Raw genomic sequence first — 25,158 nt, 5'->3', positions numbered from 1 at the left:
CTACAAACTCACTCTCGCACTCGATGCGCATTCCCTGCGGCCGGTCTGTTTCCTGCTCCATCCGGGATCTCCCCACGACTCCACCATTTTCCGTGAAATCGTGAGTGAATTGAAAAGGCGCAGAATCATTCGGATTGGAGATACAATCGTTTTCGATAAGGGATACTACGCGTACGATAACTACGTGGAGGGAATCTTCGCGTTCAGCATCGTCCCGGCGATCTTCGCTAAGAGGAACTTCTCATTACCCAAACTGCTCAGGAAACTCAATTTTCCCCTCTGGATTTCCGGGAGGTCTGATACGAAACAGCTCGTCCAGAGATACACTTCCCTGGCGCGCCGGTTGGTGATGTACCTCCGCGACGAGATCCAACTCGTGGAGAAGAGATCCCTCATCGAGGATGTCTTCAAAATGGCGAAAAATGCATTCGGTTTGAAGAGGATCCACAAGTATACGACGCGATCTGTGAAAAAGACGGTCTGCCTGAATGTACTTTTACTCGGACTCGTAATTTCTCTGGGATTGGGCGATAAGATTCAATTACAACGGTTGGCTGAATGGTGATTTGGGGAGGGGGTTAAAAGTGTATTTCTCGAATGTTTTGAAGATACCCTGTTCCCGGAGACATGATTTTTTTCTCTCTCCCCGTCATTCGTGTATCGTGTGGGTTTACCGGATTCATTCATCCGGCCCCCAGTAGTGAGAATACGGATGTGGCGCACAGTTATGAACTATTCTTGCATATTCTCCGCAAAAGGTTGGCACGGCACGCCGGCCCCGCACCATTTTTCAGTGCGTCATGGTGCGTGTGAGGGAAGAGAGGGCATCCTCGACCTCTTTTGCATCGAGCACGAGCCTTCCTCCCCTCCCCGCCACCTCGATCCGGTCGCCCCCGAGTGTCCCGATGACCCTGCAGGGGAGCCCCGCGATGTCGTCCTCGTGCCGGAACGCGAGGAGGAACCTCCCGTATGTCTCGGAGAACAGGGCGGGGAAGAGGTCGCAGTCGAGCGCGACGGAGCAGCCCCGCGGGAACGTGGCGAGGGCCCCGAGGAGACCCCCCTGCGAGAGATCGGTCGCCGCGATCCCCCGCGAGGACGCGACGCGTTCCCGGACAGGGGAGAGGAACTCGGCACTCCCCACCGGCGGCGCCTCCCCCCCGCACCCCGTCACGGCGTCGAGGACGGAACCCCCGAAGTGCGCCCCGGTCTCCCCGAGCAGGGCGAGGCCCCAGCCGTCGCCGGGCCGGACGGGCGGGTTGAGGGGACCCTTCCCGAGCATCCCGATGGAGGGGGTGGGCTTGATGCGCGTGCCGAACTCGTCGCTCTCATTGTAGAGGGAGACGTTTCCCCCCACGACGGGGACGCCGAGCATCCTCGCGGCATCCCCTAGACCCCTCACGCACTCCGAGAGCTGCCAGAATACCTCGGGGTGGACGGGGCTCGCGAAGTTGAGGCAGTTGACGATCGCGATCGGGGCAGTGCCCGCGCACGCGAGGTTCGACGCGTTCTCGAGCACGGCGTTCGCGGTCCCCTCGTAGGGCTTTAGGTATATGTGGCGGGGATTGCAGCCGCACGAGAGCGAGAGGGCCTCGCCGTCGAGGCGGAGTACGGCCGCGTCCGGGCCGAGGGAGACGGTCCTCAGCTGGACGTCGTGGTCGTACTGCTCGAATATCCAGTTCTTCCGCGCGACCTCGGGGTGGGAGAGGACCTTCAGGGCGAGGTCCTTTATGTCCCCCGGGGGCCTCGAGAACGGCCGCGAGGCGTCGTACGGCCTGCACTCCCACATGCACGCCGGGGCACCCCCGACGAGGAGCTGGATGGGGAGCTCGCAGACGACCCGCCCGTGGAACGTCACCCGGTACACGGGCTCTTCGATGACCATCCCGACCTCGCTCCAGCCGAGGTCGTACTTCTCCGCGATTCCCCCGACGAGGGGGACGTCCCCCGGCGCGACCTCGAGGAGCATCCTCTCCTGCGACTCGGCGAGCATGATCTCGACGGGGTGCATGCCCCGCTCCCTCTGGTGGACCTTCTCTGCCCAGATGTGCCCGCCGAACGTGCTGCACATCTCGCTCGAGGCCCCGGCGAGGCCTGCCGCGCCGAGGTCCCTGCACGAGAGGACCTTCCCCGTCGCGGCCATCTCGAGGATTGCCTCGATGAGGAGTTTCTCCGTGTAGGGATCGCCGATCTGCACGCTCGGCCTGTCGGACGCGCTGGAATCCTCCGAGAGGTCACGCGACGCGAAAGACGCGCCGCCGAGGCCATCCCTGCCCGTCGACGCCCCGACGAGGACGAGCCTGTTGCCCGGCCTCTTCACGCGCGCAGTGAGGAACGCACCCGGATCGACCGTCCCGACGCAGACGACATTCACGAGGGGATTGCCGGAGAAGTCGGGGTCCACGGCGAGGTCGCCCCTGACGACCGGGACGCCGATGCAGTTCCCGTATCCCCCGATCCCCGCGACGACGTGCTCGCAGAGGTACCGGTTCTTCTCCCTGTCGAGCGGCCCGAAGTAGAGGGGGTCCATGAGGGCGATCGGCCGGGCACCCATCGAGAGGACGTCCCGGACGATGCCCCCGACGCCCGTCGCCGCGCCGTTGTAGGGATCGACGTAGCTAGGGTGGTTGTGGCTCTCCATCCCGACCGCGAGAGCGGTCCTCTCGTTGAAGAGGACGATTGCCGCGTCGTCGCCCGGGCCGAGGAGGACGCCGGGACCCGTCGTGGGGAGCGTCGCGAGGAGGGCGCGGGTGGACCGGTAGCTGCAGTGCTCGCTCCAGAGGTTCTCAAAGCAGGCGAGTTCCACGTCTGTCGGCTCCCGGCCGAGCGCGTTCCTGATCACCTCGAGGTCCCGGGCAGATAGCATGCGGGTATTCTTTCATGCTGCACGCTCAAAAAGGCAGCGGGCATTCCGGGACGGAGGCGTTTTTTACTCCCGCGGACATACAGGAGAACGATGGTTGAATCTTACGAGACCCTCCTCAAGAAGGCCTACACCCACGTCACCGAGCCGGCCGAGTCGACCGAACGGTTCTCGGTCCCCGAGGCACGCGCCTACATCGAGGGCAAGACGACGGTGCTCGAGAATTTCGCCGAGATCGCGGACATCCTCCGGCGCGACAAGGACCACCTCATGAAGTTCCTCCTCGGCGAACTCGGGACCGCGGGGAAGATCGACGGCTCGCGGGCGATATTCAACGGGAAGTTCGAGCCGTCCCTCATCAACTCGCTTGTTCGGTCCTACACGGAGGACTACGTCATCTGCTCGGAGTGCGGGAAGCCCGACACGCGCCTCGTGAAGGACGACCGCGTCCTCATCCTCCGGTGCGACGCGTGCGGGGGACACAGGCCCGTCCGCAAGAGGAAGGCGAGGACCGAGCCGGTCGCGAGCGAGATCTCCGAGGGGGCGACGCTCGACCTCGAGGTTCAGTCCACGAGCAAGAGGGGTGACGGCATCGTGAGGATGGGCAAGTACATCATCTACATCCCGGGCGGGAAACCGGGCCAGAAAGTGAAGGTCAGAATCACGAGGATCTCGGGCTCGATAGTCTTCACCGAGAGGCTCCCACCCTGAGGGGAGAAGGCCAGGCGCCGCCGGTACAGGATATCTCCTTTTCTCTTCGATAACAGGGAAAAACCGCGGGGAGAAGGAAATTTTAGCGGCCGGTGCCCGGCCTTGCGGACGAGTTCACGCTCTCGAGCAGTTCGTCGCACGTCCTCGAGATGCGCCTGCACGCGTCCGCGATCGCCTGGAGGGGGTCCTTCTTCCCGTTCGTCGTGACGAGGAGCTCGGGGTCAGAGAACTGGAATTTGATGAGGTACTTGGCGACATCGACGTCGGGGTCGGCAAGTATCTCCTCCGTGAGGACGTTCATGAACGTGTGACCCTCTCCCTGGATGATGAGCCTCGCCTTGTCCTTCGTCAGTTCGAGGACCTTTATATTCATCGGTAAGAGGGTGGGCGCTGGAATCCTATATAGATATGGGAGTGGGAGGAGACAGGCGGTGGAGATCCGCGCTTTTTGGCCGCCGGCGCTCAGAACCTGAATTCCTCGCCGTCCCTGCCGAGGTGGGGCAGGTCCCACGGGACGAGGTGGCTCATGTGCACGCACCGGAAGTCCGCGACGCCGAGTTCCTCCGCGAGCGCGCACGCCTCCTCGTAGTTCATGTGCTTGGGGACGTGGAGCCTGCCGGGGAGGAGCGCGTCGACGAGGAGGAGGTCGACCCCCTCGAGGAGTTCTCTCGTCCGCCCGGGGATGTTCCTGTTCGTGTCCGAGGTGTACCCGATGCGGACGTCCCCGTCGGTGACGAGGAGGCCGCACGTGTAGGCGGGGGGATGGCAGACGGGCAGGAACGTCCACTCTGTGTCGCCGATGCGGAACGACTCGTACTCCCCGACACCGTGCCTCTGGAAGTCGAGGAACGAGAAGATCCTCCCGCAGTAATCCGCGACCGGGTGCGGTGCCCAGACCGGCGGGATCTTCTGGACCCTGTAGAACTCCCCGAATCCCATGAAGTGGTCGTAGTGGCCGTGCGTCCAGAGGACGGCGTCGACCCGCGGGGACCCGCAGGCGAGGAGCTGCCTCCGGAGGTCCGGCCCCGTGTCGACGAGGACGGTGTGTTCCCCGTCCGAGAAGAGGAGCGACGTCCGGAGCCTCTCCCTCCCCGTCTCCCTCGCCGTCGAGCACTGGGTGCAGGAGCACCCGATCCGGGGTGTCCCGACCGCATCCCCTGTCCCGAGGAGGACGACCCTCATCCCTATGTGAGCCAGTTCTGCGACCGGATCGCGTTCCGGCTCTCCACGACCGCGATCCCGCGCTCGATGTCGGCGGGGAGTATCTCTTCCCTCTTTTCCATGAGGGCGGAGAGGAGGGCCTCCTTGACCATGATGCGCAGGTCTGCCCCCGAGAACCCTTCCGTCCTGTCCGCGAGGTCCGCGAAATCGACGCGGACGGGGAGGCCTGCCGCGATCTTCCCGAGGATCGAGAGGCGCATCTCCCTGTCGGGGAGGCCGAACTCCACGACCTCGTCGAACCTCCGCCACGCGGCGGCGTCGAGGAGCTGGGGGTGGTTGGTCGCCCCGATGAGGAGGACGCCGTGCCGGACGAGATTCACCTGGTCTATGTTCTTGAGCAGGGAGTTGACCGCCCTCTTCATCGCGCCGTGGTCATCGGTGACCCTGCTCTTCGCCACGAAGTCGAACTCGTCGATGAAGAGGATGCAGGGCGCGAGCGCCTTCGCGAGGTCGAATATGCGGTCGATGTTCTTCGAGGTCTCCCCCAGGTACTGGGACGTGACCATCGAGAGCCGCACCTCGATGACCGGGAGGTGGAGCTTGCGCGAGAGGGCGAGGGCGAGCGAGGTCTTGCCCGTCCCGGGGGGTCCGACGAAGAGGAGTTTCCCGATCTCGTGGATGCGGTGCCGCCGCAGGAAGTCCCTGTGCGAGCGGGCGACCTGTATCTTCCTGATGACTGCCTCCTGCACGGGCGTGCACACGAGGTCCTCGAAGTCCTGCTCAATCTCCTCCGGCGCGCTCAGGATGACGAGGTCGAGTGCGGCCTTCAGGTGCTCGTCGCCCGCGACGATCTTCTCGACGCGTGCCTGGAGGAACGCCCGCGTGTCCTCCACGGGGGGATTCTTCTCCCGGACCTCCTCGTAGGAGACGGGGACCTGCTCGAGGCCGCGGAAGTAGTACGCGAGGACAGGGTTCTTCCCGACCAGCGGGAGTCCCCCCTGCCGCAGGAACCACCTCGCCGCAGGCTCAAGCGTCGTGACCCTAATCCTCTGCCCGAACTCCTCGCAGGTGACGACCGGGGTCCCCTGAAGTTTCCTGCAGGCATCGGGGATGCCAAGTCCCCTCTTCACCGTGCCCTCGCTCACGTGCACAGGACGCTTGACATCGCCGCACCCGTCGATGCCGAAGAGTGCCCTGCACTCGGGGGTGAGGTCATTGGCATCGAGGGACGGGTGCGAATTGAAAATTTCGGCCGTGAGGACGACCTCCACGAGCTTGAGGACCTCGTCGTCGACAGGCATATCTGTAACCAAGTTCATTTCTTCTGGAATTTTTTAAGGGTATCTCATCCGGTCGTCACGATGCAGCCGTCCTCGGTCACGACCAGCGTGTGCTCGGCCTGGGAAACGAGCGATCCCGGGACGTCCGAGAGGACGGGGTACCTCCGGAGGATACCCTCCCTCGCGAGCGATGCGAGCGGGATGTCGGCCCGGGGATCGGAGAGCCAGCGGCGCGAGAACGGCATGCCCCTCCTCTCCCGTATCTCCTCGAGGATCCTCCTCCCTGCCGGCATCCGCACGGGTTTGACAGAGACCTGCTGGAAGATCTCGGTCCTCGGTTTCTCGGTCACGTGGCCGCTGCCCGTCGTCGCGAACGGCTCGATCGCGAAGACCATCCCCTCTTTAAGGACCGCGCCGCCGTGGAACCCCACGTTCGGGACGTTGGGCGGCGTGTGGATCGTGTACCTCGAAAGGCCGTGGCCCGTGAGGTTCGCGACGGGCCGGAACCCCCGCGACTCGATTGCCTCCTGGATGGCAGCCCCGAGCTCCCCGGTCGTCACCCCCGGCCGGACGCGCGCAATGGCGCGTTCCAGGCCTTCCCGCGAGGCCGCGACGAGCTCCCCGTGGTCGCCGAGGTCCACGGTCGTCGCGCAGTCCGCGATGAACCCGTCGATGTGGACACCGAGGTCGACCTTGACCACGTCCCCGCGGAGAAACGTCCTCCCGTCCTCCCTCCCGGCGGTGTCGTGCGCCGCGTCCTCGTTCCGGGAGACGTTGAGGGGAAACGCGAGTCCCGCGCCCGCGTCGAGGACCATGCCCTCGACCTTCTCTACAAGGGAGAGCACGGTCGTCCCCTCGCGGACTTCGGCAGCGGCCTTCGCGAGTATCCGAGCTGCGAGTCTCCCCGCCTCGATGTAGAGGTCGATCTCCTCGTCCTTCACGCGAACTGCCTCACACGACCAGGTCCCTGTGGAAGCGCGTGAGGGAGACGAAACCCTGCCGCCTCACCACGCCCGTGTTCTCGATGCGGACCCCGCCCGTCCCGGGGTAGTAGAGGCCCGGCTCGTTCGTCACGACGCTCCCCTCCTTCAGTCTCCCCCCGGACGGACCGAGCGACGGCCTCTCGTGGACCTCGAGGCCGACGCCGTGGCCGAGGCTGTGGACGAACCCCCGCGAGCCGCTCTCGTAGCCCGCGTCACGGAAGAAGTCGACGATTTCCCTGTACACCTCCGCCCCGGATGCCCCCGGTTTCAGGAGCCGGGCCGCGAGGTCCTGCGCGTCGCGCACCGCCGCGTGCATCTCGGCGATCTCCGGGGGGGCCTCCCCCCTGCACACCGTCCTCGTCATGTCCGAGAAGTACCCGGTCTCCTGATCGCGGGGGAATATGTCGATGACGATCGGCGCGCACTCCACGAGCTGCCCTTCCCCCCTCGCGTGGGGCATCGCGGTCTCCCCGCCGCACGAGACGATCGTCTCTCCCGGGGTGCACCCCACGCGCACGAGGTGCTGGTGGATCGCGGACCTCACGAGCGAGGAGGTGAGGGGAACCGCCCCGCGGTAGAGGACCCCCTTCCTCACCTTCGCCTTCCGGATCATCCTAATGGCCTTCTCCATCGCGGCGTCGCAGGCGCGCTGGACGCGCCTGATGGAGGCGACCTCTCCTGCCGCCTTGACCTCGCGCATCGCGGGGAGGACGTCCCTGTCGATCGCGACCGTCCTCTCTTTCGCAAGCTCGAGGCCGAGGGCAGAGGGGAACCCCGGCGGGACGAGGATTGCGCCCTCCACATGACGCGAGATCACGCGGGCAGTCGCCTTCCAGATGTCGGTCTCCTCCCCCGTGGCCTCGGGGAAGCCCGCCTCTGCCCGCGATATCACGGCCGCGACGGATTCCCTCGCCGCACGTTCGAGTTCCATCTGCGGCACGACGATGATCCCCCTCTCGCCCGGCCTGCGGATGTAGAGGATGGGGTCCGACGTGGAGAACCGGGTGAGGTAGAGGATGTTTGCATCGGAGGAGGTCCCGTACGCGACGTACGCTCCAAAACCCCCCTCGACGAGTGCCCGGTCGAGCGCGTCCATGCGGAGAAAACGTGCGTTGCAATCCCACAAGTACTTTTATTCTGGAGCTGACTATCCAGTGATGGACGCGGAGACAAGGGAGAAGTTCCGGTGGAAATTCTACAGGCTCGCGATCCTCCTCAACGGCGTGGTCCTGCTCGCCGCGGCAGGTATCGTCCTCTTCTTCAAGGCACCGCCCGCGCTCGCCGTTCCCCTCTCGGCCCTCTCCCTTTCGCTCGCGGCCGGGCTGGCCCTGTACTTCAGGGGTGAGTACAGGGCGACGAAGAGGTGGCTCGAGGACCATGCGTGAGGGCGCGTGAGACGGGTACAGGGTGGAGGCGATGATAGGGAGGGTGAAGGAAGAGATAGAACTCATGAGGCGGCACGTCCAGGTCCTCCGCTCCGTCGTTGCAAACCAGCCCATCGGCATCATGAAGCTCTCCGAGCTCCTCGAACTCCCGTCCCACAGGATCCGCTACTCGCTCCGCGTCCTCGAAAAGATGGGGTACATCCAGGCATCCTCCGCCGGCGCGGTCGCCACGCGTGCCGGCGAGAGGCTCCTCGAGGTGCTCGACGAGGAGATCGACAGGATGATCGCGCTCCTCGTCCAGATGAAGGGCGGGGGCGGGGACGAGGGGGAAAACCCATCCGCTACATTTAACACGGGCAAGGACAACCTCTAAGGGCATACCGCGCGTGCCGCCATAACTCAGTTGGTAGAGTGGCTGGCTGTTAACCAGCATGTCACAGGTTCGAGTCCTGTTGGCGGCGCTTTTTCGACCCGGGGCCCGTAGCTTAGTCCGGTCAGAGCGCCCGGCTCATAACCGGGCGGTCATGCGTTCAAATCGCATCGGGCCCATGAGAAATTCCGAACGGTACATTCTCCTTTTTTCCCCGCGGGTGGGACCGGGAAATCCCGCAGGTCCCACCCACCGACCATGTTATGAACCGGGGACTCCTACCACGGTGCATGGAGTGCCCCGTGTGCGGCGGCGACTGCATCGAGGAAGCCCCCGCCGTGCTCGACAAGCTGCCGGACCTCTTCTCCCCCTGCAGGATGTGCCGGTACCGCGTCCTCGACAAGAACGCTCCCCCGCCGGACAGGACGGTCTTCCCGCCCTGCGCGTGCGGGAAACGGTTCATCGACGAGGTCTTTTCCCACCTCTACGCGATCTACCTCGAGGAAGGGATTTTCTCCGGGAGGGAACCGCTCCGGGCGGTCGGATCGCCGCTGATCCACCCCGGTGTCTTCACGGCGGGCCCGCCGTTCCTCCCTGCAGGGTCGCTCGTCCTCCTCTCCCCCGCCGTAACGCCGGCCGCCGCGGAGAGGATCGTCGCGGAAGTCCCGGAGGCGAAGGGGGTCGTGCGGTCCGGAGACTTCGTCCCGGGTGCGGTCGACCCGGATCTCGGGGAGCCCCCGAAGACCTACGAGCTCCTCGCGGGCTGCGACGTGCGGGCGGGGGTATTCCCCACGGGAGCAGGCCCCCTCGTCATCTACACGCAGCAGTCACAGATCCACATCGAGTTCCCGCGGCCGAGGAACCCGAAGATCGCGTCGGTCGAGCGGCGCCTCAAGGCGGGACTCCCCCGCGTCTTCGTCGATGCCTGCGCGGGGACGGGGACACTCGGGCTGTGCGCCGCGCTGCACGGTGTACAGGAGGTGATCCTCAACGACGCGTGGTACGCTGCCGCCTACTGGTCGGCGCAGAACGTCCGCGTGAACAGGAAGGCCCTCGGCATCCGGGACGTCGCGTTCCACCTCCCGTACGACGAGATGAGGAGGCGCCGCGTCTCGAGGGAGCCTGTCGCGGTCGCAGAGGCGGCGGGGGAGAGGACCATCTCCGTCTTCTTCGGCGATTACAGGGAACTTTACAGGGTGCTCCCGAGGGAACCGGTGTGCGCCGTCATCGATCTCTTCGATAAGTCCGACGCGGAGGCGAACAGGCAGGTTATCGCCGAGTGGCGGGGGAAGGTACCCGGAGATGTATTTATCCCATAGGCCGCAATATCATACGGGGACTAGCCCGGGTGGCCCGGCGTCACCTGTAACCCGAAACCGTCGATATGCGGGGGGCGAAGTTCGAGGAAGGCGGAACCGGGCTGCCTTCGAACGGTACGGGTCGACGTTGAAACCTCGTCCCATGAGGTCGGTGGACGGGAACCAGGACCCCGGAGGGGGTCCGTGGCCCGCTGTCGCGGGGACCGGTTCAGGCCCGGAAGGGAGCAGACTCACCGCGGACACTCGGCGCCCATGGGGGTGCGGGGCGGAGGAGACCTTTGCCGGGAGGGGGCAGTGCCGGGCCGTCGACCAAAGAACGTGTCCCCAATCACCTCGGAGGGCACGGGTAGTCGAAATGGCCAAAGTGACAATCCTGGGTGCGACCGGAAACGTTGGCACTTTCTGTGCCCACACAATCGGGCACATTCCCTACGTCGACAAGATCCTCCTCCACGGGAGGGAGGGGCGGGAGAACCTCCTCGCCGGGATCACGAGGGACCTCTCGGACTGTTTCGCCGCGGCGGGACACGACGTCGACCTCTCCTGGACGACGAGTTTCGCCGACGCGGGAGACTCGGACGTGATCGTCTGCACGGCGGGAGTGGCCAGGAAACCAGGCCAGGACCGGCTCGACCTCGCCCTCGAGAATGCCCGCATCGTGTCGAAGATGGCGGGGGCCATCGGCATGCACGCACCGCGGGCCATGTTCCTCATGGTGACGAATCCCGTCGACGTGATGACGTCCGTCGCGCTCCGCTACGCGCACATGCCACCCCACCAGGTGTTCGGCCTGGGCACGCACCTCGACTCCATGCGCCTGAAATTCCTGATCGCGCGTCACTTCAAGGTCCACGTGAGCGAGGTCCACACCCGCATCATCGGGGAACACGGGGACTCGATGGTCCCGCTCTGGTCCGCGACCACCATCGGGGGCATCCAGATCTCGAACCTGCCCGCATTCAACGGGCTCCCCATGGAAGACATCATGGGGCGCGTCAGGTCGAGCGGGGAAGAGATCATCAGGAACAAGGGCGCGACCGTGTACGGCCCGGGAGAAGCCATCGCAACGCTCGTGAGGACAGTGCTCGGGAACGAGAACAGGATCCTCACGGTCTCTGCCTACATCCGCAGCGAGGTCCACGGGATAGGCGACGTGTGCATCGGTGTCCCGGCAAGGATAAACAGGCAGGGCGTATTCCCCGTCCCCATCAAGATATCGGACGACGAGGTCGCGAAGTTCAGGGTATCGGTGGAGAAAATAAGGAGTATCACCACCGCCGTCCTCGAGAAGCTCGGGAAGGAATGAACGAAAAGGGGTTGCGGGACCCGCGCCCTTCCATGGCCGTGACCCCGCGAGGGGAAAAAATCCGGCAGGGTATCTCCCGGTTTTTCAGGTGAGGGTCACGTCGGTGATCTCTGCCCGCTCGACGCCGGGTATCTTCTGGATCGCTGCCTCGAGGGCATCCGTCTCGCCCCCCGCGTCCTGCACCAGCGCCGCGACGACGAGTGCCTTGAGCCCGAACCCGATGGGCTCCTCGCGGATGTCTTTCACGGCGGGGACCTCCCTGCGTATCGCCTCCTTCAGCCCCGCGAGGTCGACCTCGGGCGACTCGGGCATGACCCTGAGGATGACTGCCACCGTTCCCATGGCTCACGGCCCCGTGAACCCGCACCTCGGACAGACGTAGGGAATACTCTGTTCGCGGCAGCGGAAGCATCTCCTGATCTCATGGCCACACGTGGGGCATCCGAATTCCGTTGCGCCCCTCTCGGCAAGCGGCGCATTGCATGAGGTGCACTTTCTGGATGGCATGGGTTCTCCCTGCAAAGTATCTCGTACTATCTGACCTTTGGAGACTTAAAAGCCGATGGTTGTCCCGCGGGGCACCGCGCCGTCGAGAACGGCGGCGAGCCGTTCAAGCCGCAGCCCCGAGATGACCACCGCGGGCACCCCGCGCTCGAGGACGAACCCGAGGAAGCAGGGATCCACGTCACCCGTCTCGACCGGCGCGTCGACGCGCCGGAGGAGCCTCCCCCCGGAGCGGATGCCGTCCACCGCCTTGAGGAGGACGAGGGGGACGCCGAGCGTCCATGCGCACCACGCGGCGATCGTATCCGAGGTCACGTCCCACGAGTGCGGGAGGGGGTCTGCGGAGCGGAGGGGGATGTAGGGGAGGAGCACGCGGGGCCCCTCGGAGACGGAGAGCTGCCCCGTGACGGGGATACCGAAGCGCGAGAGATACCACCCGAACTGCTCCATGGCGGCGACGGCCATCCAGTGCGCTGCCGTCCCTCCCGCGCCCGTCTCCCTCACCGCCCGCGCGAAGGGCCCGCCCCCGGGAACGACGAGCACGGGGGGAGACCTCTCGAGGAGGAAGGCGCAGATCTCGCCAGCCCTCGAGTACAGGCTCCCTCCGAGCTTGATGACGAGCGGGGGGGAGAACATGCCGGTTCCTCCGGAGGGAAATGTGGGACGTTCCAGCAGGTTAATTGTTTCCCGTCGCACCATTCATAGAGGATGCACAGGGTACCCCTCGTCCTCGCCCTGGTCCTGCTCATCTCGCCCGTTTCTGCCTTCGCCCTCGTCGAGTTCTGCCCCGACCCGTACCTCGAGAAAGACCTCGACGAATACTTCGTCCTCGAGGGGAGCGGCCCCCTCGACGGGATCGTGGTCAGCGACGGGGAGGGGAGCCTGCGGTTCCCTCCCGGCTCCCACCTCTCGGGGCGGTGCGTCGTTGCCCGCGACGCGGAGGCATACAGGCGGAGCCACGGGGTACTCCCCGACTACGAGTGGGAGGGGAGTTCCCCCCTCGTCCCCGACATGGAGAGGACGGGCAGGTTCCAGCTCGCGAACACGCGCGACGAGATCACCCTGTTCTGGAACCGGTATCCGGTCCAGAAAGTCGAGTGGCCCGGGACGGTATCGACGCGCCAGGGCCAGGTCCACTACCTCGAGAACGGGACGTGGGACCGCCGCATCCTAATGCTGGGCCAGTCCCGGTTCGCGCCGGCCCGCTTCGACGGCGTCTCCGGGGTCGCCTTCGTCGCCCCCGACTGCTCGAGGGAGGTATTCCTCTCTGCCGTCGCGGGGGCGAGGGAGGAGATCCTCGTCGCCGTCTACGAGTTCACGAGCCCGGACCTCGCCCGGGCGCTGGTGGAGGCGGCGGGGAGGGGGGTGAACGTCACCGTCCTGCTCGAGGGCGGGCCCGTGGGGGGGATACCCACGGGGGAAAAGTGGGTCATCTCGCGGCTCGAGGGCGCGGGCATCCCCGTCTCCGCGATGTCGGGGACGCAGGACGTCCACGCCCCTTACCGGTTCATGCACGCGAAGTACATGGTCGTCGACAGGTCGGGTGTCCTCGTCACGAGCGAGAACTTCAAGGACAGTGGGTTCCCGGAGCGGGGGAAGAAGGGGAACAGGGGGTGGGGCGTCTTTGTCAGGGACAGGCGCCTCGCGGAGTACTTCGCCTCCGTCTTCTCCCACGACGCGGGCGGGAAGTACACGGTGCGTGCACCGGCCGGCGGCGGGACAATGGAGATCACGCACGCGGATGCATCTCCCCCGCGTTACACCCCGTACGATTTCTCCGGGGCGACGGTCACGCCCGTCGTCTCCCCGGACACGAGTTACCTCCTGCACGACCTCCTCAGGGGGGCGGAGAGGACCCTCGACATCGAGGTTGCGTACATCGCGAACGAGTCCGCGGGCGTGCTGAACCCCCTCCTTTCCGACGCGGTGGATGCTGCCCGGCGCGGTGTCCGCGTGAGGGTGCTGCTCGATTCCTATCCCTACAACGTGGAGGACGATGCCGACAACGACGAGATGGTGGACCTCGTCAACGGGATCGCCGCGGCGGAACGTCTCCCGCTCGAGGCGAGGCTCGCGGACCTGAGCCGCGGGAATATCCTGAAGGTCCACAACAAGGGTGTCATCGTCGACGGGAGGAGGGTCCTCGTGAGCTCCATCAACTGGAACGCGAACTCGCCGGCGTTCAACAGGGAGACCGCGCTGGTAGTGGACCACCCGGGAGTCGGGGCGTACTTCTCGGGAGTTTTCGAATCTGACTGGAAGACCGCGGGGAGCGAAGGGGAACCGGGTCGCCACCCGGACACGGCAAAGGTGCTTGCCGCGGTCGCGGTCGTCGTGCTCGTCGCGTGCGTTTTCTCCCTGAAGCGGGGGAGACGCAGGTAAGACCGGAGGGTCATGGGGGCCCCTGCGGGACAGAGCAACCGGGGTGCGCGTGGACGTTCCTGCGGGGTGTATATGTTGCACGGGTACGTACCCAAAAGATCGTGATACTCGTCCGGCAGGAGAAGATCGCGCTCGCGCTCGTCATCGCGGTCCTCGTGTCTGTCACCATCGCCTCCATCCTCGTGGAGAGCGCGGGGAAGGAAGCCTTCGCAAGGCCATTCTCGCAGGATTCACGCGAGGGCGAGCTCGTCTTCCACGGGGGGACCGTCGAGGATGCGAGGACGACGCAGGGAGGCGGTCACCAGGTCCTCAGGGTTGGGGGAGTGAGGGTCTTTGTCCCCTCGCACGCAGCCCGGAGGGGGTGGCCGCGTGCGGGGGATTCCGTCTTCGTGGTCGGCACGGTCCAAATATACAGGGGCGAAAAGGAGATCCTCGTGCAGTCACCGGGTGACATCCGGCCCATCGCGTCCCCTTGAGGGCCCCCCACGGGATCCGGGCCCGATCATTTTAATGCCTGCCGGTGGCCAAAGTGAGATCGGTGATTTCCAGGGCGAGGGGGTGGATACAGGGCATGGAGGAAGGCAAGGGCGAGAAAGAGACGACAGTAAGGCAGAGACTCTGGATCCTCGTGGTCCTCGGCATCGTGTGCGCGGGGCTCGAGGTGACCGTGCACTACATGTTCCGGACGGCCGTCGGGTACACGCACATCTTCTACATCCTCCTCGTCCTCTCCGCGCTCTGGTACCACAGGAAGGCGCTTTTCGTTGCCGTCGGCCTCGTGGCGGCGACGATCGCAACGAGCCTCGTCGTGGGTGACTTCTCGTGGGCAACGGTCCTCCGTGCCGCGATGTTCATCGCGGTCACGTGGGTGGTCGCGAGCATCTCGGAGGAGAGGGACAGGGTGAAGGCGGAACTGCAGGAGAAGAAGGAGGAGGTGGAGAAGAAGCACTCCGCGCTCGTCGGGTACCTCTCCGAGGCAACCCTCCGGATGAAGGGCCCCCTCGAGATGCTGAGGGACAACCTCGCCTCGATCCGCAGGCACCTTGACGAGGGACCCGTGACCGAGGAGGAAAAAACGATGCTCTCTGTCCAGATAACCCACCTCGAGCAGATAATCGAGAATTTCAGGGAGCTGAACAGGGAGATTGTCGAGGAGAGGGAGGAGATCCCCGAGGCATACCGCGAGTTCCTGACGAGGTGAGGGGAGGATGGCTGTCGATCTCTCGAGGCTGGGCCAGGACAAGCTCTTCCTCGTCCTCTCGGCGGCGGAGAGGCTGAAGCAGAGCAACATCCACATCATCAAGAGCCTCGTTCACCAGGGCTACAGGGTCGTCGTCATCACCACGAACCAGCCCTCCGGGATTCTCAGGAAGTACTACGCCGCGGAGGGCATTGACACGAAGAAAATCACCTTCATCGACGCGATCACGAAGTATGCCATCGGGAGAGTGCCGGAGGACGACACCGAGACGATGTTCGTGAATAGTCCCTCGAACCTGACCGATCTCGGGATCGCCATCACCGAGGTGCTCAACGCGACCACCGGCGAGAAACCGTGCCTCCTCTTCGACTCGGTGAGCACCATGCTCATCTACCTGCCGTCCGTCCACATCTCGAAGTTCATCCACTTCGTCACGAGCAAGCTCCGCCTCCTCGATACACCCGGGATCTTCCTCGCCGTGGAGAAAGGGATCGATCCCCTCCTGCTCACGCAGCTCACCACCTACGTCGACGACGTGATCGACATGGACAGGCTCGCGGAAGCCGAGGGGCGCGCGGCCGGGGCCCCTGCGACCTGAAAAAACGGGTTTCCCCTCACTCCCCGCCGGTTCTCAGCACGCGGTAACGGACGCGCCCCTCCTCCACGCAGGACCGGACCATCCTCTCCCTCTCCGAGAGTGAGGCCGCCCTCCCGCTCTTCACCTCGACGAAGACGATCTCCTCGAGCCTGCCCGCGGAGAGTCCCGAGAAGACCACGAAGTCCACGGGGGACCCGAGGAACCTCGCGTCGCGCGGGTTGTAGGGAAACTGGGGGAAGAAGGGGAGGAGGTGCTCGGTCACCCTGCCCCTCACCGCGGCCTCGCTCCGCGCGACTGCATCCCGCCGCACCCGCGCCTCGTTGGCCGCCACCCACTCCCTGCAGAGGACCTCTGCCCGCTCTTTAGCCTCCCGCTCGAGGCTTTCCGCACGCCACTCCTCGAACATCGCCCGCGCCCTCTCCCCGACCCTCTCGCGCAGCCGCACGTGGGAGACGAGGAGCCACAGGAACGCGATCAAGAGCGCCGCGAGGACAGCGGCGAGGAGGGAGACAGTGGTATCTTGCATGAGGGGGAAGGTGGGTTTCCCCCGGGGAAAATCCCTTCACCCGGAACAGTGGTGAAAAGCAGGCGCGGTCCCGGGGCGGGCCGCCAAGATCACGTTCCCCGCGCGGACTCCGCCGCGGAGAGGAGTATCCTTATCGCGGTGGCGACCTCCTCCCTCACCCTCTTGTCGGGGTCGTTCTCGAGTGCGCGGAGCGGTTCGAGGGCAGAGGGATCGCCGAGGACGCCGAGCGCCCACGCGGCGTGCTTCCGCACGAGGGCCTTCTCGTCTCTCAGGGCCTGGACGAGTGCGGGGACCGCCCTCCTGTCCCCGAGGCGCCCTAGGCCAATCGCGGCACCGATGCGGAGCCACTTCTCCGGGGACTGGAGTGCCTTGAGGAGGGGTTCGAAAGCCCTCCCGTCCCCTATCTCGCCGAGGGACTTCGCGGCGATCCAGGAGACTTCCACGAACGGGTCGGAGAGGGCCTCGATGAGGTCGGGGACGACGGACCCGTCCCCGATGACGCCGAGTTTCTCGGCTGCCTTCCACCGCTCGTCGAGGTAGGGGCTCTTGAGGAGCGCGGCGAGACGCCGCACCGCCCTCCGCCTCGCCGCCTCCTCGGCCTCCCTCTTCTCGCGCTCGGTCACCTCTCTCCCTGCCATTCCCGGAGTCTCCCCTCGGCAGGCATTAGGGATCCACGCTGATAAGTTTTTGGGAACGTCGCTCGGGTGGGTGGGGGGCCCGTGCAGGGAAAGTTACGCGTCAGGTATATTCCCGCGGTGCGGGTCCCCGTGCCGGCCGGGGAGCGTCCCCGGTCCCAACGACGTCGAGGCCGATATCGAGGGCCTTTACGCTGTGGGTGAGCGCGCCCACGCTGACGAGGGAGACCCCCTCGATCGCGTAGTCGGCGATGTTCTGCGGGGTGATCCGCCCCGAGACCTCGACGAGGGGGAGGGAGGGGAGACCCGCGTTTTTCAGCATCCTGATGGTCTCCCGGACGAGCGCGGGCGTCATGTTGTCGAGGAGGAGGATGTCTGCCCCCGCGCGTGCCGCGCGCACGGCCATCTCCGGGCTCTCCACCTCGACCTCGACCTTCCTGTAGCACGAGTGCGCCCTCGCCCGCGCGATCGCCTCCTCGAGGGGGACGAGGGCGAGGTGGTTGTCCTTGATGAGTATCCCGTCGGAGAGGGTGAGGCGGTGCGGGTCCCCCCCGCCGATGGCAACGGCCTTCTTGTCCAGCAGGCGGAGGCCCGGGCACGTCTTCCGGGTCGCCGCGACGCGTGCCCCCGGGAGTTTCTCGTCGAGCACGTCCTGGAGGGCACGGGTCATCGTCGCGATCCCGCTCATGCGGATCAGGATGTTGAGCGCGGTCCTCTCCACGAGGAGGACGGCCCGGGCCGGCCCCTCGACCTCCGCGAGGACTGCCCCGGGCGGGACCCGGTCGCCGTCCGCCGCGAGGGGCCGGAACGCGACGCCACTCGCGAGGAAAAGCTCCCGGGCCTCTTCGAGCCCCGCGATGACCCCCCCTTCCCGCGCGACGATCCTCGCCCTGCAGGACACGCGCGGGAGGACGGAGAGCGAGGTGATGTCACCGAACGGTGCATCCTCGTCGAGAAAGGAGAGGAGGAGACCGCGGGGGACCTGGAACGGCCCGCCGGCCCCGTCTTCCCCTCCCCCCCGGGGGGTAGCACCCTCTTGCTTTCCCTTCACGTCCCGACCACCAGGGGATTGTCCAGGTTCCGGAGGAGGGTGAGGATGGAGAGGGCGGCAAGGTAGCTCGTCGCCGGGTTGTCGGGGCTCGGGACGTTGCTCACCCTGATGTAGATCTCGCCGAACTCACCCTCCGCCTCTATCTCGTGGATATTCCGCGTGACGGAAGGGTCCGCGTACAGCTCGACGTCCGCGTCGCGGTCCGCGGCAAGGCTCAGCGCCACGGAGACGTTCACGTTGCGGGGGAATTCCTTGATGCAGTCGTGCGCCTTGCCGCGGAAGACGAGGGTCCTCTCCCCTGCCTCTATCCCGAGGGACTCGGGGCTCTTCGTGGTCCGCAGGACGAGGCGGCGGACGGGGGAGATTCGGCCCACCTTGAGGTTGTCGAGCCCCGCGATCGCGCCGCTCGGGACGAAGATGCGAAGGCCCCTCTCCCCGGCGATCCCCACGAGCTCCGAGAGAAACCGGGAATCTGCGAGCGCACCCACGGAGAGGAGGATGAGGTTCTTGCCCCTCGAGAGCACGCTCTTGCCGTACTGCCGCGCAGCCCTGACCGAGGCCGCCTCGACCACGTACTCGAAGTCTGCCCCGATGAACGAGTCGAAGTCGCTGTGCGCGGTTCCGCCCGATATCTCGGCGAGCTCCTTGGCCCGGGCGTGCACCTGGTCGTAGAGGGCCACGACCTCGAAGTTTTCCCTGTGCGTCACGATGACGCGACCGATGTTCCCGCACCCCAGAAGCCCGACCCGAATCATCGTACAGTCATAATGGGCCGGCCGGGTTAAGCCTTTTTCTTCCCCGGGCAGGGTTCACCCGGGGCTGCGGGCGCGTGCATGCCATTCCTGCCGCCGCGCCGGGGACAGGGGGAATGCTCATGCCCTCCGGGAGCGAGGGATGCCATGGATGGGCGACGGGTCGCACGGCGCGGACAGCAAAAAGGCGGGGGACAGCCGCGGGGCACTCCGCGCCCTCGCGGAAAAGAAGGTATTCCTGCGGACGTTTGGCTGCACGTACAACGCGGGGGACAGCTGGAAGCTCGCCGAGGTCCTCAAAGCGCAGGGGTGCACGCTCGTCGACGATCCCTGCCTTGCCGACGCCATCGTCCTCAACACGTGCGCGGTCGTCGGGAGGACGGAGAGGAAGGTCCTCGCGGAGGTGCGGCGGCACGAGGGCCGCCCCGTCTACGTGACCGGGTGCATGCCGCTCGCCCTCCCCGGAGCGTTCGCGGCCACGCGAAGGCCTGTCGTCACCATCCACCCCGACGAGATCCACGCCGCGTGGGCGAAAGTGAACACCGTTCCTGCCGGCCCGGTGGGGATAGTCCAGGCCTGCCGGGGTTGCCTCGGGTCGTGCACGTACTGCATCACGCGGCGCGCCCGGGGCGTCCTGGAGAGCCGGGACCCGCGCGAGATCCTCTCGGAGACCGCGCGCCTCGTCGCCGCGGGCGCATTCGAGGTGAGGCTGACGGGCCAGGACCTTGCCGCGTGGGGGAAGGACACCGGGCAGTCCCTCCCGTCCCTCCTCCACGCGCTCAACTCCCTCCCGGGGCACTTCATGGTCCGTCCCGGGATGATGAACCCGGCGACCCTCTATCCCGCCCGCGAGGGTGTCGCGGAGGCATTCACCCTTCCCAAGATCTTCGCGACCCTCCACCTCCCGGTCCAGTCGGGGTCTATGGGGGTCCTCCGGCGGATGCAGAGGGAGTACACCCCGGCAGAAGTCCTCGAGATCGTGGAGGTCTTCCGGGAGGCCGTCCCCGGGCTCTCCCTCACGACGGACATCATCTGCGGTTTCCCGGGGGAGACCGAGGGGGAATTCGAGGAGACGCTCGGACTCCTCCGGGAAGTCCGGCCCGACAGGGTCATCGTGACCCGCTACTCCCCTCGTCCCGGGACACCCGCCGCGGGGGAGGTGGACATGCCCGACCGCGTCAAGAAGGAGCGGTCGCGGAGGCTCCTTGCCCTCGCCGTGGAGATCGCGCGGGGCGAGAACGCGCGGTGGGTGGGCCGGACCGTCCCCGTCGTCGTCACCGAGCGCCTCCGGCCGGGCACGTCCATGGGCAGGACCCGCGAGTACCGCGGCGTCGTCATCGGGGGAGAGTATCCCCCCGGGACTGTCCTTCCGGTCCGGATCCTCTCGGACCACGTGTATTACTTCAGGGGACAACCCGTGTGACGCGGCGGGCCCACCGGGGGATGTGCGGGCACACCGGTATCGCGCGATAGGGTTTACGGACCGGGAGGGACGGTTTTTCGCAGGAACAATTATTGCCCCCTCCACCCAGTAGTGAATGAACGCCCCGGAAAATTTCCCCGCGCCGCGGGGAAGGGGGAGACATGCACGAGAGTGACGAGATAGAAAGGGGATACCGCAGGCTTCTTGAAAAGATCGAGGACTACGACGGGAAGATCGGGAAGCTGGGGGAGGAGGTCCGCGCGCGGGAAGAGGAACTGATGGCCCGCATGGGCGAGATGACGGTCCCGGTCGTGAAGAGAATCGGTCTCACGCTGCTCATGAAGGGAAAGGTGGACACGAGGGGCGAGCTCTACGACACGGCGTTCTACAAGGAGAAGATGATCGTCCTCGGGAGGACCGACCCCGTGCCGCACCGGCCCGACGATCCCAGCAAGAAGGTGGACGACCAGTTCTGCGTCCTCTCCGAGGACGGGAAGTTCTACGAGCTCATGTACAGTTCCGACGGGGTCTCCGTCGACTCCTACCGAAACCCCCTCGCCCCGCGCGATGCCCTGCACCTCTACGGGCACGAGGTCATGGTGATGCTCTACCGCGCGATGAGGGACTACCTGGAAGGCCAGGAAGACCTCATCGAGGCCCTGGAGAAGACGATCGCGTTCATCACCCAGAAAAAGTGAGGGCGCGGGGTCACTTCCAGCCGAAGAGGGGGAAGAGGGGTTTTAAGAGGTCCTCGTCCTCGACGTCGCCGGGGAGGAGGACGATGGTCTTTGCGAAGGAGAGACCCTCCTCGTTCCTGTACTTCACGTCGACCTTCGTCTTGTCTGCCAGGGCGGGGACCTGGAACGTCACCACCTTGTCCTCCCCGAGTTCCGGGATCTCGAACCGGAGGTCCTGCGGCGCGAGGGATACCTGAACTGAGAGGGCCCTCGCGTTGCCCCTGTTCCGTACCCGTATCCCCCTGCCGCCCTCCTCGGCGAAGACCACGATGTTCGGCTTGTTGAGGCTGTCCTGCATGATGAAGACCGACATCGCGAGGGCGATGGCGATGACCGCCACGATCAGGCTCGCGTAGATGTCGACGAGGACGTAGAGGGCGACGCACGCGGCGAAGCCGAGCGCGATGACGACGAGAGGTTCCCTTCTCATGCGATCCATGTGGGACGCGTGACCAGTTAAGGGGATTGGAAGCGCGGAAAAAGGGGTGATGGGCCCGATGTGATTCGAACACATGACCTCCCGGTTATCAGCCGGGTGCACCACCTGGCTATGCTACGGGCCCCCGTGGCCTGCCTACTATTTCGTCCCCGCTGGATATTATAGGTTTTGAATTCCCGCCGTGTCCATCCCTCCCCTGCGACCAGTAGATTAAATGGGTCCTGCCCTGAATGTATGAATGCGAATTCCGGGTGGGAGCCTGATGAGAAGGGAGTACCTCCTTGGCAACGAAGCGATCGCCCGCGGGTGCCTGGAAGCCCCCGTCGATTTCGTGACGGGGTATCCCGGCACGCCGTCCTCGGAGGTGATCGACATCCTCCGCGGGATACCGGAGAGGGGCTACTACGTCGAGTGGTCTGTCAACGAGAAGGTCGCGCTGGAAAACGCCCTTGCCGCGGCGTGGTGCGGGCTCCGCGCACTCGTCACGATGAAACACGTCGGCCTGAACGTCGCGGCAGACCCCCTCATGACGAGCGCGTACACGGGCGTCACGGGGGGCCTCGTCATCATGAGCGCCGACGACCCGTTCGCGCACAGTTCCCAGAACGAGCAGGACAGCCGGTGCTACGCCCTCTTCGCGAAGATTCCCTGCCTCGATCCCTCGACGATCCAGGAGGCCCACGACATGGCGAGGGACGCGTTTTCCCTCTCGGAACAGTTCGGTCTCCCCGTCATCTTCAGGCCCACGACGCGGATCTGCCACTCCAAGGGGGACACGATCACCGGCGAGCCGGCCAAGAACACGCGCAAGGGCGAGTTCCACAAGGACCCCAAACAGTACGTGGTCATCCCCGCACACACGCGTGTCCTCCACAGGAAGCTGAACGAAAAGCAGCCCGCGGTGAAGAAGGCCCTCGTGGAGAATGGGTACAACAAGGCCGTGATACGGGGACCCCGGGCGGTCGTCGCGAGCGGGATCGCGGCCGCGTACGTGGAGGAGCTCATCCCCGATGACGTCTCCCTCGTGAGGATCGGGGCGTACCCCGTCGACGAGGGATGGCTCAGAGACCAGGTGCGGCGCCACGAGAGCGTCCTCGTCGTTGAGGAGCTCCACCCCGTCGTCGAGGAGATCGTCCGCCAGGTCTCCGGCGGGGTCCCGGTCTCGGGCAAGAAGGACGGGCTCGTCCCGTGGGAGGGGGAGCTTTCCACGGCCTCGGTCGCCTCGATCCTCAAGTCCTTCGGGATCGAACCCCGCGAGACCTACCCCCCGGCAGTTCCCGTGGCAGATCTCCCTCCCCGGCCACCCATCCTCTGCGCGGGGTGCATGCACCGCCCCGTCTTCTACGCGATCCGCAGGGTCTTCAAGGACGGGATATTCCCTAGCGACATCGGGTGCTACACCCTCGGGCTCCAGCTCGGCGCCGTGGACACGACACTCTGCATGGGGGCCGCCGTCACGGTCGCGAGCGGGCTCTCCCACGCGGGGGAGAAGAGGGAGATCGTCGCGACGATAGGGGATTCGACCTTCCTCCACTCGGGCATCCCCGGCCTCATCAACGCGGTGTACAACGGTGCCCGCATGATCCTCGTCATCCTCGACAACCGGGTCACGGCGATGACGGGGCACCAGCCCAACCCGTGTTCCGGCACCACGGCGACGGGTGCCCCCTCGCCCCAGATCTCGCTCGAGGCGGTGTGCAGGGCGTGCGGTGTCCAGTGGGTGGAGACCGTGGACCCCTACGACCTCGTCTCCACGATGGCGACCCTGCGGGCCGCGGCGGAACAACCGGGCGTGAAGGTCGTGATCGCGCGGCAGCCGTGCGTGATCACGGCACGGCGGGCAAACATCCGGAGGGGGCGCTTCGAGGTCGACCGCGAGGCGTGCACGGCCTGCGGCGTCTGCATCGGGTTCGGCTGCCCCGCGATAGAGAGGGGAGAGGAGGACAAGGCACGCATCACGGACCTCTGCAGCGGGTGCGGAGTCTGTGCCCAGATATGCCCCGCGGGTGCGATCAGGAAGGAGCGAAGGAAGGAGGGCAGGCGATGAGCGGGAGTTTCGACATCCTCCTCGTGGGAATCGGGGGGCAGGGGATCATCCTCGCGTCCAACATCCTCGGCGAGGCATGCCTCGCCGAGGGGAGGAGCGTGAGGGGTGCAGAGACCCACGGGATGGCGCAGAGGGGTGGCTCCGTAGAGGGGCACATCCGCATCGACGGGAGATTCGGCCCCCTCGTCCCGCCGGGTGCGGCGCGGCTCATGATCGCGTTCGACCTGCTGGAGGCGCTCCGGTACTCCCATTTCCTCGCGCCGGACGGGAGGATCGTCTCCAGCAGCAGCCTCGTCGTCCCGACCTCCGCCTCCATGCAGGGGGCAGCCGTGCCGGACAGGGAGGCCATCGTCCGGAGACTCTCCGCGTGGCCCCTCTGCCTCGTCGAGGCCGACAGGCTCGCGGCAGAAGCGGGGAGCCCCCTCTCGCAGAACGTGGTGATGATAGGCGCGGCGTCGTGGTTCATGCCCCTCAAGCCAGAGTCCCTCGCGGGCGCGGTGAAGAGGCTCGTCCCGCCAAAGACCGTCGCGATCAACATGAAGGCATTCGAACTCGGCCGCGCGGCAGGGGAGCGGTGCAGGGGGGAGGCCCGGGGAACGTGAGAGAGGCGAACCTCGGCCCCTTCTCCCCCGACACCATCTACCTTGGGGATGCACTCGCCCTCCTCCCCGCCCTGCCCTCGGGGACTGTCGACCTCGTCGTGACCGACCCGCCATTCGCGATCGATTTCCGGGAACAGCGGAAAAATTACAACAGGACAGGGTCCCACGTCCTCCCGGGCTACCGGGAGATTCCCGCCGACGGCTACCAGGAATTCACGGACAGGTGGATGGAACAGGCATTCCGCGTCCTCTCCCCGACGGGGAGCCTCTACGTCTTTTCAGGGTGGAACAGGCTCAAGGAGGTGCTCTGCGGCCTCGACAGGGCGGGCTTCCACGTCCTCAACCACCTGATATGGAAGTTCCAGTTCGGGGTCTTCACCCGCCGGAAGTACGTGACGAGCCACTACCACATCCTCTTTGCCGTCAAGGACCCGTCCGACTACACGTTCAACAAGCAGGATCATTACCCGGAGGACGTCTGGGTGATCCCCCGGGAGTACTGGAGGGGAAAGAAAAAGACGGCGACGAAGCTCCCCCGCGCGCTCGTCAGGAAGATACTCGCGTACTCGAGCAATCCGGGCGACCTCGTGCTCGATCCCTTCATCGGGTCGGGGACGGTCGCCGTCGTCGCGAGGGAGATGGGGCGGCACTTCCTCGGGTTCGAGATATCCGAGGAGTACTACGCCTTCGCCCTCGAGCGGCTCGTGGAAGCGGGAGACCCGGGCCGAAACCCGCCAGAAGACGCGTCGCAGGACCGGGGGGACGCTGAGGGGGAGAATTGAACTCCCGAGGGGCCGAAGCCCCACAGGCTCTCCAGGCCTGCGCCGTACCGCTAGACTACCTCAGCAAAACGAGTGTACCCGTACTATATCGCGGGATTTTTTTA

Annotated in this window: 29 protein-coding genes, 4 tRNA genes and 1 other RNA gene; 18 read left to right on the top strand and 16 right to left on the bottom strand. The window is 65.8% G+C overall.

The features are described 5' to 3' along the window. A partial coding sequence (locus QFX32_07520; GenBank protein MDI9633884.1) for a transposase occupies window positions 1–565 on the top strand: 565 nt, incomplete at its 5' end. Between the two features lie 225 nt (window positions 566–790). Here the strand turns inward: QFX32_07520 and purL are convergent. Next, on the bottom strand, window positions 791–2,863 hold the full coding sequence (purL, locus tag QFX32_07515; protein ID MDI9633883.1) for a phosphoribosylformylglycinamidine synthase subunit PurL: 2,073 nt from the start codon (window positions 2,861–2,863) through the stop codon (window positions 791–793). A gap of 90 nt (window positions 2,864–2,953) precedes the next feature. Between purL and QFX32_07510 the strand changes: the two genes are divergently transcribed. After that, window positions 2,954–3,571 carry a translation initiation factor IF-2 subunit beta gene (locus tag QFX32_07510; GenBank protein MDI9633882.1) on the top strand — a complete coding sequence of 206 codons (618 nt, stop codon included), beginning with the start codon at window positions 2,954–2,956 and terminating at the stop codon, window positions 3,569–3,571. Between the two features lie 82 nt (window positions 3,572–3,653). On the opposite strand, the gene QFX32_07505 is transcribed toward QFX32_07510, so the two are convergent. From QFX32_07505 to QFX32_07485, 5 genes are all read right to left on the bottom strand, one after another. After that, window positions 3,654–3,944, bottom strand: coding sequence for a DNA-directed RNA polymerase subunit L (locus QFX32_07505; protein MDI9633881.1), 291 nt, complete (start codon window positions 3,942–3,944; stop codon window positions 3,654–3,656). Window positions 3,945–4,033: 89 nt separating this feature from the next. After that, complete coding sequence (locus QFX32_07500) at window positions 4,034–4,753, bottom strand: MBL fold metallo-hydrolase (protein ID MDI9633880.1); 720 nt, start codon at window positions 4,751–4,753, stop codon at window positions 4,034–4,036. Between the two features lie 2 nt (window positions 4,754–4,755). Next, a complete protein-coding gene (locus tag QFX32_07495) occupies window positions 4,756–6,033 on the bottom strand; it encodes an ATP-binding protein (GenBank protein MDI9633879.1) in 1,278 nt (425 codons plus the stop codon). A gap of 44 nt (window positions 6,034–6,077) precedes the next feature. Beyond that, window positions 6,078–6,953, bottom strand: a complete 876-nt coding sequence (gene map / locus QFX32_07490) for a type II methionyl aminopeptidase (GenBank protein MDI9633878.1) — start codon at window positions 6,951–6,953, stop codon at window positions 6,078–6,080. Between the two features lie 10 nt (window positions 6,954–6,963). After that, window positions 6,964–8,091, bottom strand: coding sequence for a Xaa-Pro peptidase family protein (locus QFX32_07485; GenBank protein ID MDI9633877.1), 1,128 nt, complete (start codon window positions 8,089–8,091; stop codon window positions 6,964–6,966). A 61-nt stretch (window positions 8,092–8,152) separates the two neighbouring features. Here QFX32_07485 and QFX32_07480 point away from each other — a divergent pair, with 61 nt between their 5' ends. The 7 genes from QFX32_07480 to QFX32_07450 all read left to right on the top strand — a co-directional run bounded on the left by QFX32_07480 (window position 8,153) and on the right by QFX32_07450 (window position 11,375). After that, complete coding sequence (locus tag QFX32_07480) at window positions 8,153–8,380, top strand: hypothetical protein (GenBank protein MDI9633876.1); 228 nt, start codon at window positions 8,153–8,155, stop codon at window positions 8,378–8,380. Window positions 8,381–8,411: 31 nt separating this feature from the next. Continuing rightward, complete coding sequence (locus tag QFX32_07475) at window positions 8,412–8,753, top strand: hypothetical protein (GenBank protein MDI9633875.1); 342 nt, start codon at window positions 8,412–8,414, stop codon at window positions 8,751–8,753. A 15-nt stretch (window positions 8,754–8,768) separates the two neighbouring features. Then, window positions 8,769–8,841: transfer RNA gene (locus QFX32_07470), tRNA-Asn, on the top strand. Between the two features lie 13 nt (window positions 8,842–8,854). Next, a tRNA-Ile gene (locus QFX32_07465) sits at window positions 8,855–8,929 on the top strand. A 111-nt stretch (window positions 8,930–9,040) separates the two neighbouring features. Next, a complete protein-coding gene (locus tag QFX32_07460) occupies window positions 9,041–10,069 on the top strand; it encodes a hypothetical protein (protein MDI9633874.1) in 1,029 nt (342 codons plus the stop codon). Between the two features lie 13 nt (window positions 10,070–10,082). Then, window positions 10,083–10,397: signal recognition particle sRNA (gene ffs, locus QFX32_07455), an RNA gene on the top strand. A 27-nt stretch (window positions 10,398–10,424) separates the two neighbouring features. Further along, window positions 10,425–11,375, top strand: a complete 951-nt coding sequence (locus QFX32_07450) for a malate dehydrogenase (GenBank protein MDI9633873.1) — start codon at window positions 10,425–10,427, stop codon at window positions 11,373–11,375. A gap of 84 nt (window positions 11,376–11,459) precedes the next feature. Here the strand turns inward: QFX32_07450 and QFX32_07445 are convergent, their stop codons facing one another. From QFX32_07445 to QFX32_07435, 3 genes are read right to left on the bottom strand one after another with little or no spacing between them, the layout of a single operon-like run. After that, window positions 11,460–11,717 carry an elongation factor 1-beta gene (locus QFX32_07445; protein MDI9633872.1) on the bottom strand — a complete coding sequence of 86 codons (258 nt, stop codon included), beginning with the start codon at window positions 11,715–11,717 and terminating at the stop codon, window positions 11,460–11,462. Window positions 11,718–11,720: 3 nt separating this feature from the next. Continuing rightward, entirely contained in the window at window positions 11,721–11,882 is a 162-nt protein-coding gene (locus QFX32_07440) for a zinc finger domain-containing protein (protein ID MDI9633871.1), read from the bottom strand. 45 nt (window positions 11,883–11,927) lie between these two features. Next, entirely contained in the window at window positions 11,928–12,515 is a 588-nt protein-coding gene (locus QFX32_07435; protein MDI9633870.1) for a uridylate kinase, read from the bottom strand. 72 nt (window positions 12,516–12,587) lie between these two features. Here QFX32_07435 and QFX32_07430 point away from each other — a divergent pair, with 72 nt between their 5' ends. The 4 genes from QFX32_07430 to QFX32_07415 all read left to right on the top strand — a co-directional run bounded on the left by QFX32_07430 (window position 12,588) and on the right by QFX32_07415 (window position 16,060). Next, the gene (locus QFX32_07430; GenBank protein ID MDI9633869.1) at window positions 12,588–14,261 is read left to right on the top strand and encodes a phospholipase D-like domain-containing protein; all 1,674 of its coding nucleotides are present in this window, start codon (window positions 12,588–12,590) and stop codon (window positions 14,259–14,261) included. 101 nt (window positions 14,262–14,362) lie between these two features. Continuing rightward, window positions 14,363–14,737: a hypothetical protein gene (locus tag QFX32_07425; protein MDI9633868.1), complete on the top strand. Its 375-nt coding sequence runs from the start codon at window positions 14,363–14,365 to the stop codon at window positions 14,735–14,737. 95 nt (window positions 14,738–14,832) lie between these two features. Further along, window positions 14,833–15,462, top strand: a complete 630-nt coding sequence (locus tag QFX32_07420; protein MDI9633867.1) for a hypothetical protein — start codon at window positions 14,833–14,835, stop codon at window positions 15,460–15,462. Window positions 15,463–15,469: 7 nt separating this feature from the next. Then, complete coding sequence (locus QFX32_07415; GenBank protein MDI9633866.1) at window positions 15,470–16,060, top strand: hypothetical protein; 591 nt, start codon at window positions 15,470–15,472, stop codon at window positions 16,058–16,060. 16 nt (window positions 16,061–16,076) lie between these two features. Here the strand turns inward: QFX32_07415 and QFX32_07410 are convergent, their stop codons facing one another. From QFX32_07410 to nadX, 4 genes are all read right to left on the bottom strand, one after another. Next, complete coding sequence (locus QFX32_07410) at window positions 16,077–16,586, bottom strand: Holliday junction resolvase-like protein (GenBank protein ID MDI9633865.1); 510 nt, start codon at window positions 16,584–16,586, stop codon at window positions 16,077–16,079. An 89-nt stretch (window positions 16,587–16,675) separates the two neighbouring features. Further along, window positions 16,676–17,224: a HEAT repeat domain-containing protein gene (locus QFX32_07405; protein ID MDI9633864.1), complete on the bottom strand. Its 549-nt coding sequence runs from the start codon at window positions 17,222–17,224 to the stop codon at window positions 16,676–16,678. 100 nt (window positions 17,225–17,324) lie between these two features. After that, window positions 17,325–18,272: a carboxylating nicotinate-nucleotide diphosphorylase gene (nadC, locus tag QFX32_07400; protein MDI9633863.1), complete on the bottom strand. Its 948-nt coding sequence runs from the start codon at window positions 18,270–18,272 to the stop codon at window positions 17,325–17,327. Continuing rightward, window positions 18,269–19,027 (bottom strand): aspartate dehydrogenase, encoded by a 759-nt coding sequence (nadX, locus tag QFX32_07395; protein ID MDI9633862.1) that lies wholly within the window; start codon window positions 19,025–19,027, stop codon window positions 18,269–18,271. The genes nadC and nadX overlap by 4 nt, the downstream gene beginning before the upstream one ends. A gap of 139 nt (window positions 19,028–19,166) precedes the next feature. Here nadX and QFX32_07390 point away from each other — a divergent pair, with 139 nt between their 5' ends. Beyond that, window positions 19,167–20,447, top strand: a complete 1,281-nt coding sequence (locus QFX32_07390) for a tRNA (N(6)-L-threonylcarbamoyladenosine(37)-C(2))-methylthiotransferase (protein MDI9633861.1) — start codon at window positions 19,167–19,169, stop codon at window positions 20,445–20,447. A gap of 161 nt (window positions 20,448–20,608) precedes the next feature. Then, window positions 20,609–21,145: a hypothetical protein gene (locus tag QFX32_07385; protein ID MDI9633860.1), complete on the top strand. Its 537-nt coding sequence runs from the start codon at window positions 20,609–20,611 to the stop codon at window positions 21,143–21,145. 10 nt (window positions 21,146–21,155) lie between these two features. Here QFX32_07385 and QFX32_07380 read toward each other — a convergent pair whose 3' ends face one another. Both QFX32_07380 and QFX32_07375 read right to left on the bottom strand, forming a co-directional pair. Beyond that, window positions 21,156–21,614, bottom strand: coding sequence for a hypothetical protein (locus QFX32_07380; GenBank protein ID MDI9633859.1), 459 nt, complete (start codon window positions 21,612–21,614; stop codon window positions 21,156–21,158). A 59-nt stretch (window positions 21,615–21,673) separates the two neighbouring features. Beyond that, window positions 21,674–21,747 (bottom strand) — tRNA-Ile (locus tag QFX32_07375). A 138-nt stretch (window positions 21,748–21,885) separates the two neighbouring features. On the opposite strand from QFX32_07375, the gene iorA reads away from it, so the two are divergent. The 3 genes from iorA to QFX32_07360 are packed head-to-tail and all read left to right on the top strand — an operon-like array spanning window position 21,886 to window position 25,054. Further along, complete coding sequence (gene iorA / locus QFX32_07370) at window positions 21,886–23,670, top strand: indolepyruvate ferredoxin oxidoreductase subunit alpha (GenBank protein MDI9633858.1); 1,785 nt, start codon at window positions 21,886–21,888, stop codon at window positions 23,668–23,670. Further along, entirely contained in the window at window positions 23,667–24,272 is a 606-nt protein-coding gene (locus QFX32_07365) for an indolepyruvate oxidoreductase subunit beta (GenBank protein ID MDI9633857.1), read from the top strand. Before iorA ends, QFX32_07365 begins: the two co-directional genes overlap by 4 nt. Continuing rightward, window positions 24,269–25,054, top strand: a complete 786-nt coding sequence (locus QFX32_07360) for a site-specific DNA-methyltransferase (protein ID MDI9633856.1) — start codon at window positions 24,269–24,271, stop codon at window positions 25,052–25,054. Before QFX32_07365 ends, QFX32_07360 begins: the two co-directional genes overlap by 4 nt. Here the strand turns inward: QFX32_07360 and QFX32_07355 are convergent. Next, window positions 25,036–25,119: transfer RNA gene (locus tag QFX32_07355), tRNA-Ser, on the bottom strand. The two genes, QFX32_07360 and QFX32_07355, sit on opposite strands and share 19 nt — an antisense overlap. Between the last annotated feature and the right edge of the window lie 39 nt (window positions 25,120–25,158).

Origin of the sequence: Methanolinea sp. (assembly GCA_030055515.1) — an archaeon.
GTDB lineage: Archaea > Halobacteriota > Methanomicrobia > Methanomicrobiales > Methanospirillaceae > Methanolinea_A.
The sequence above is the reverse complement of the archived record's forward strand: the minus strand, read 5'-3'. Positions and strand labels throughout refer to the sequence as shown.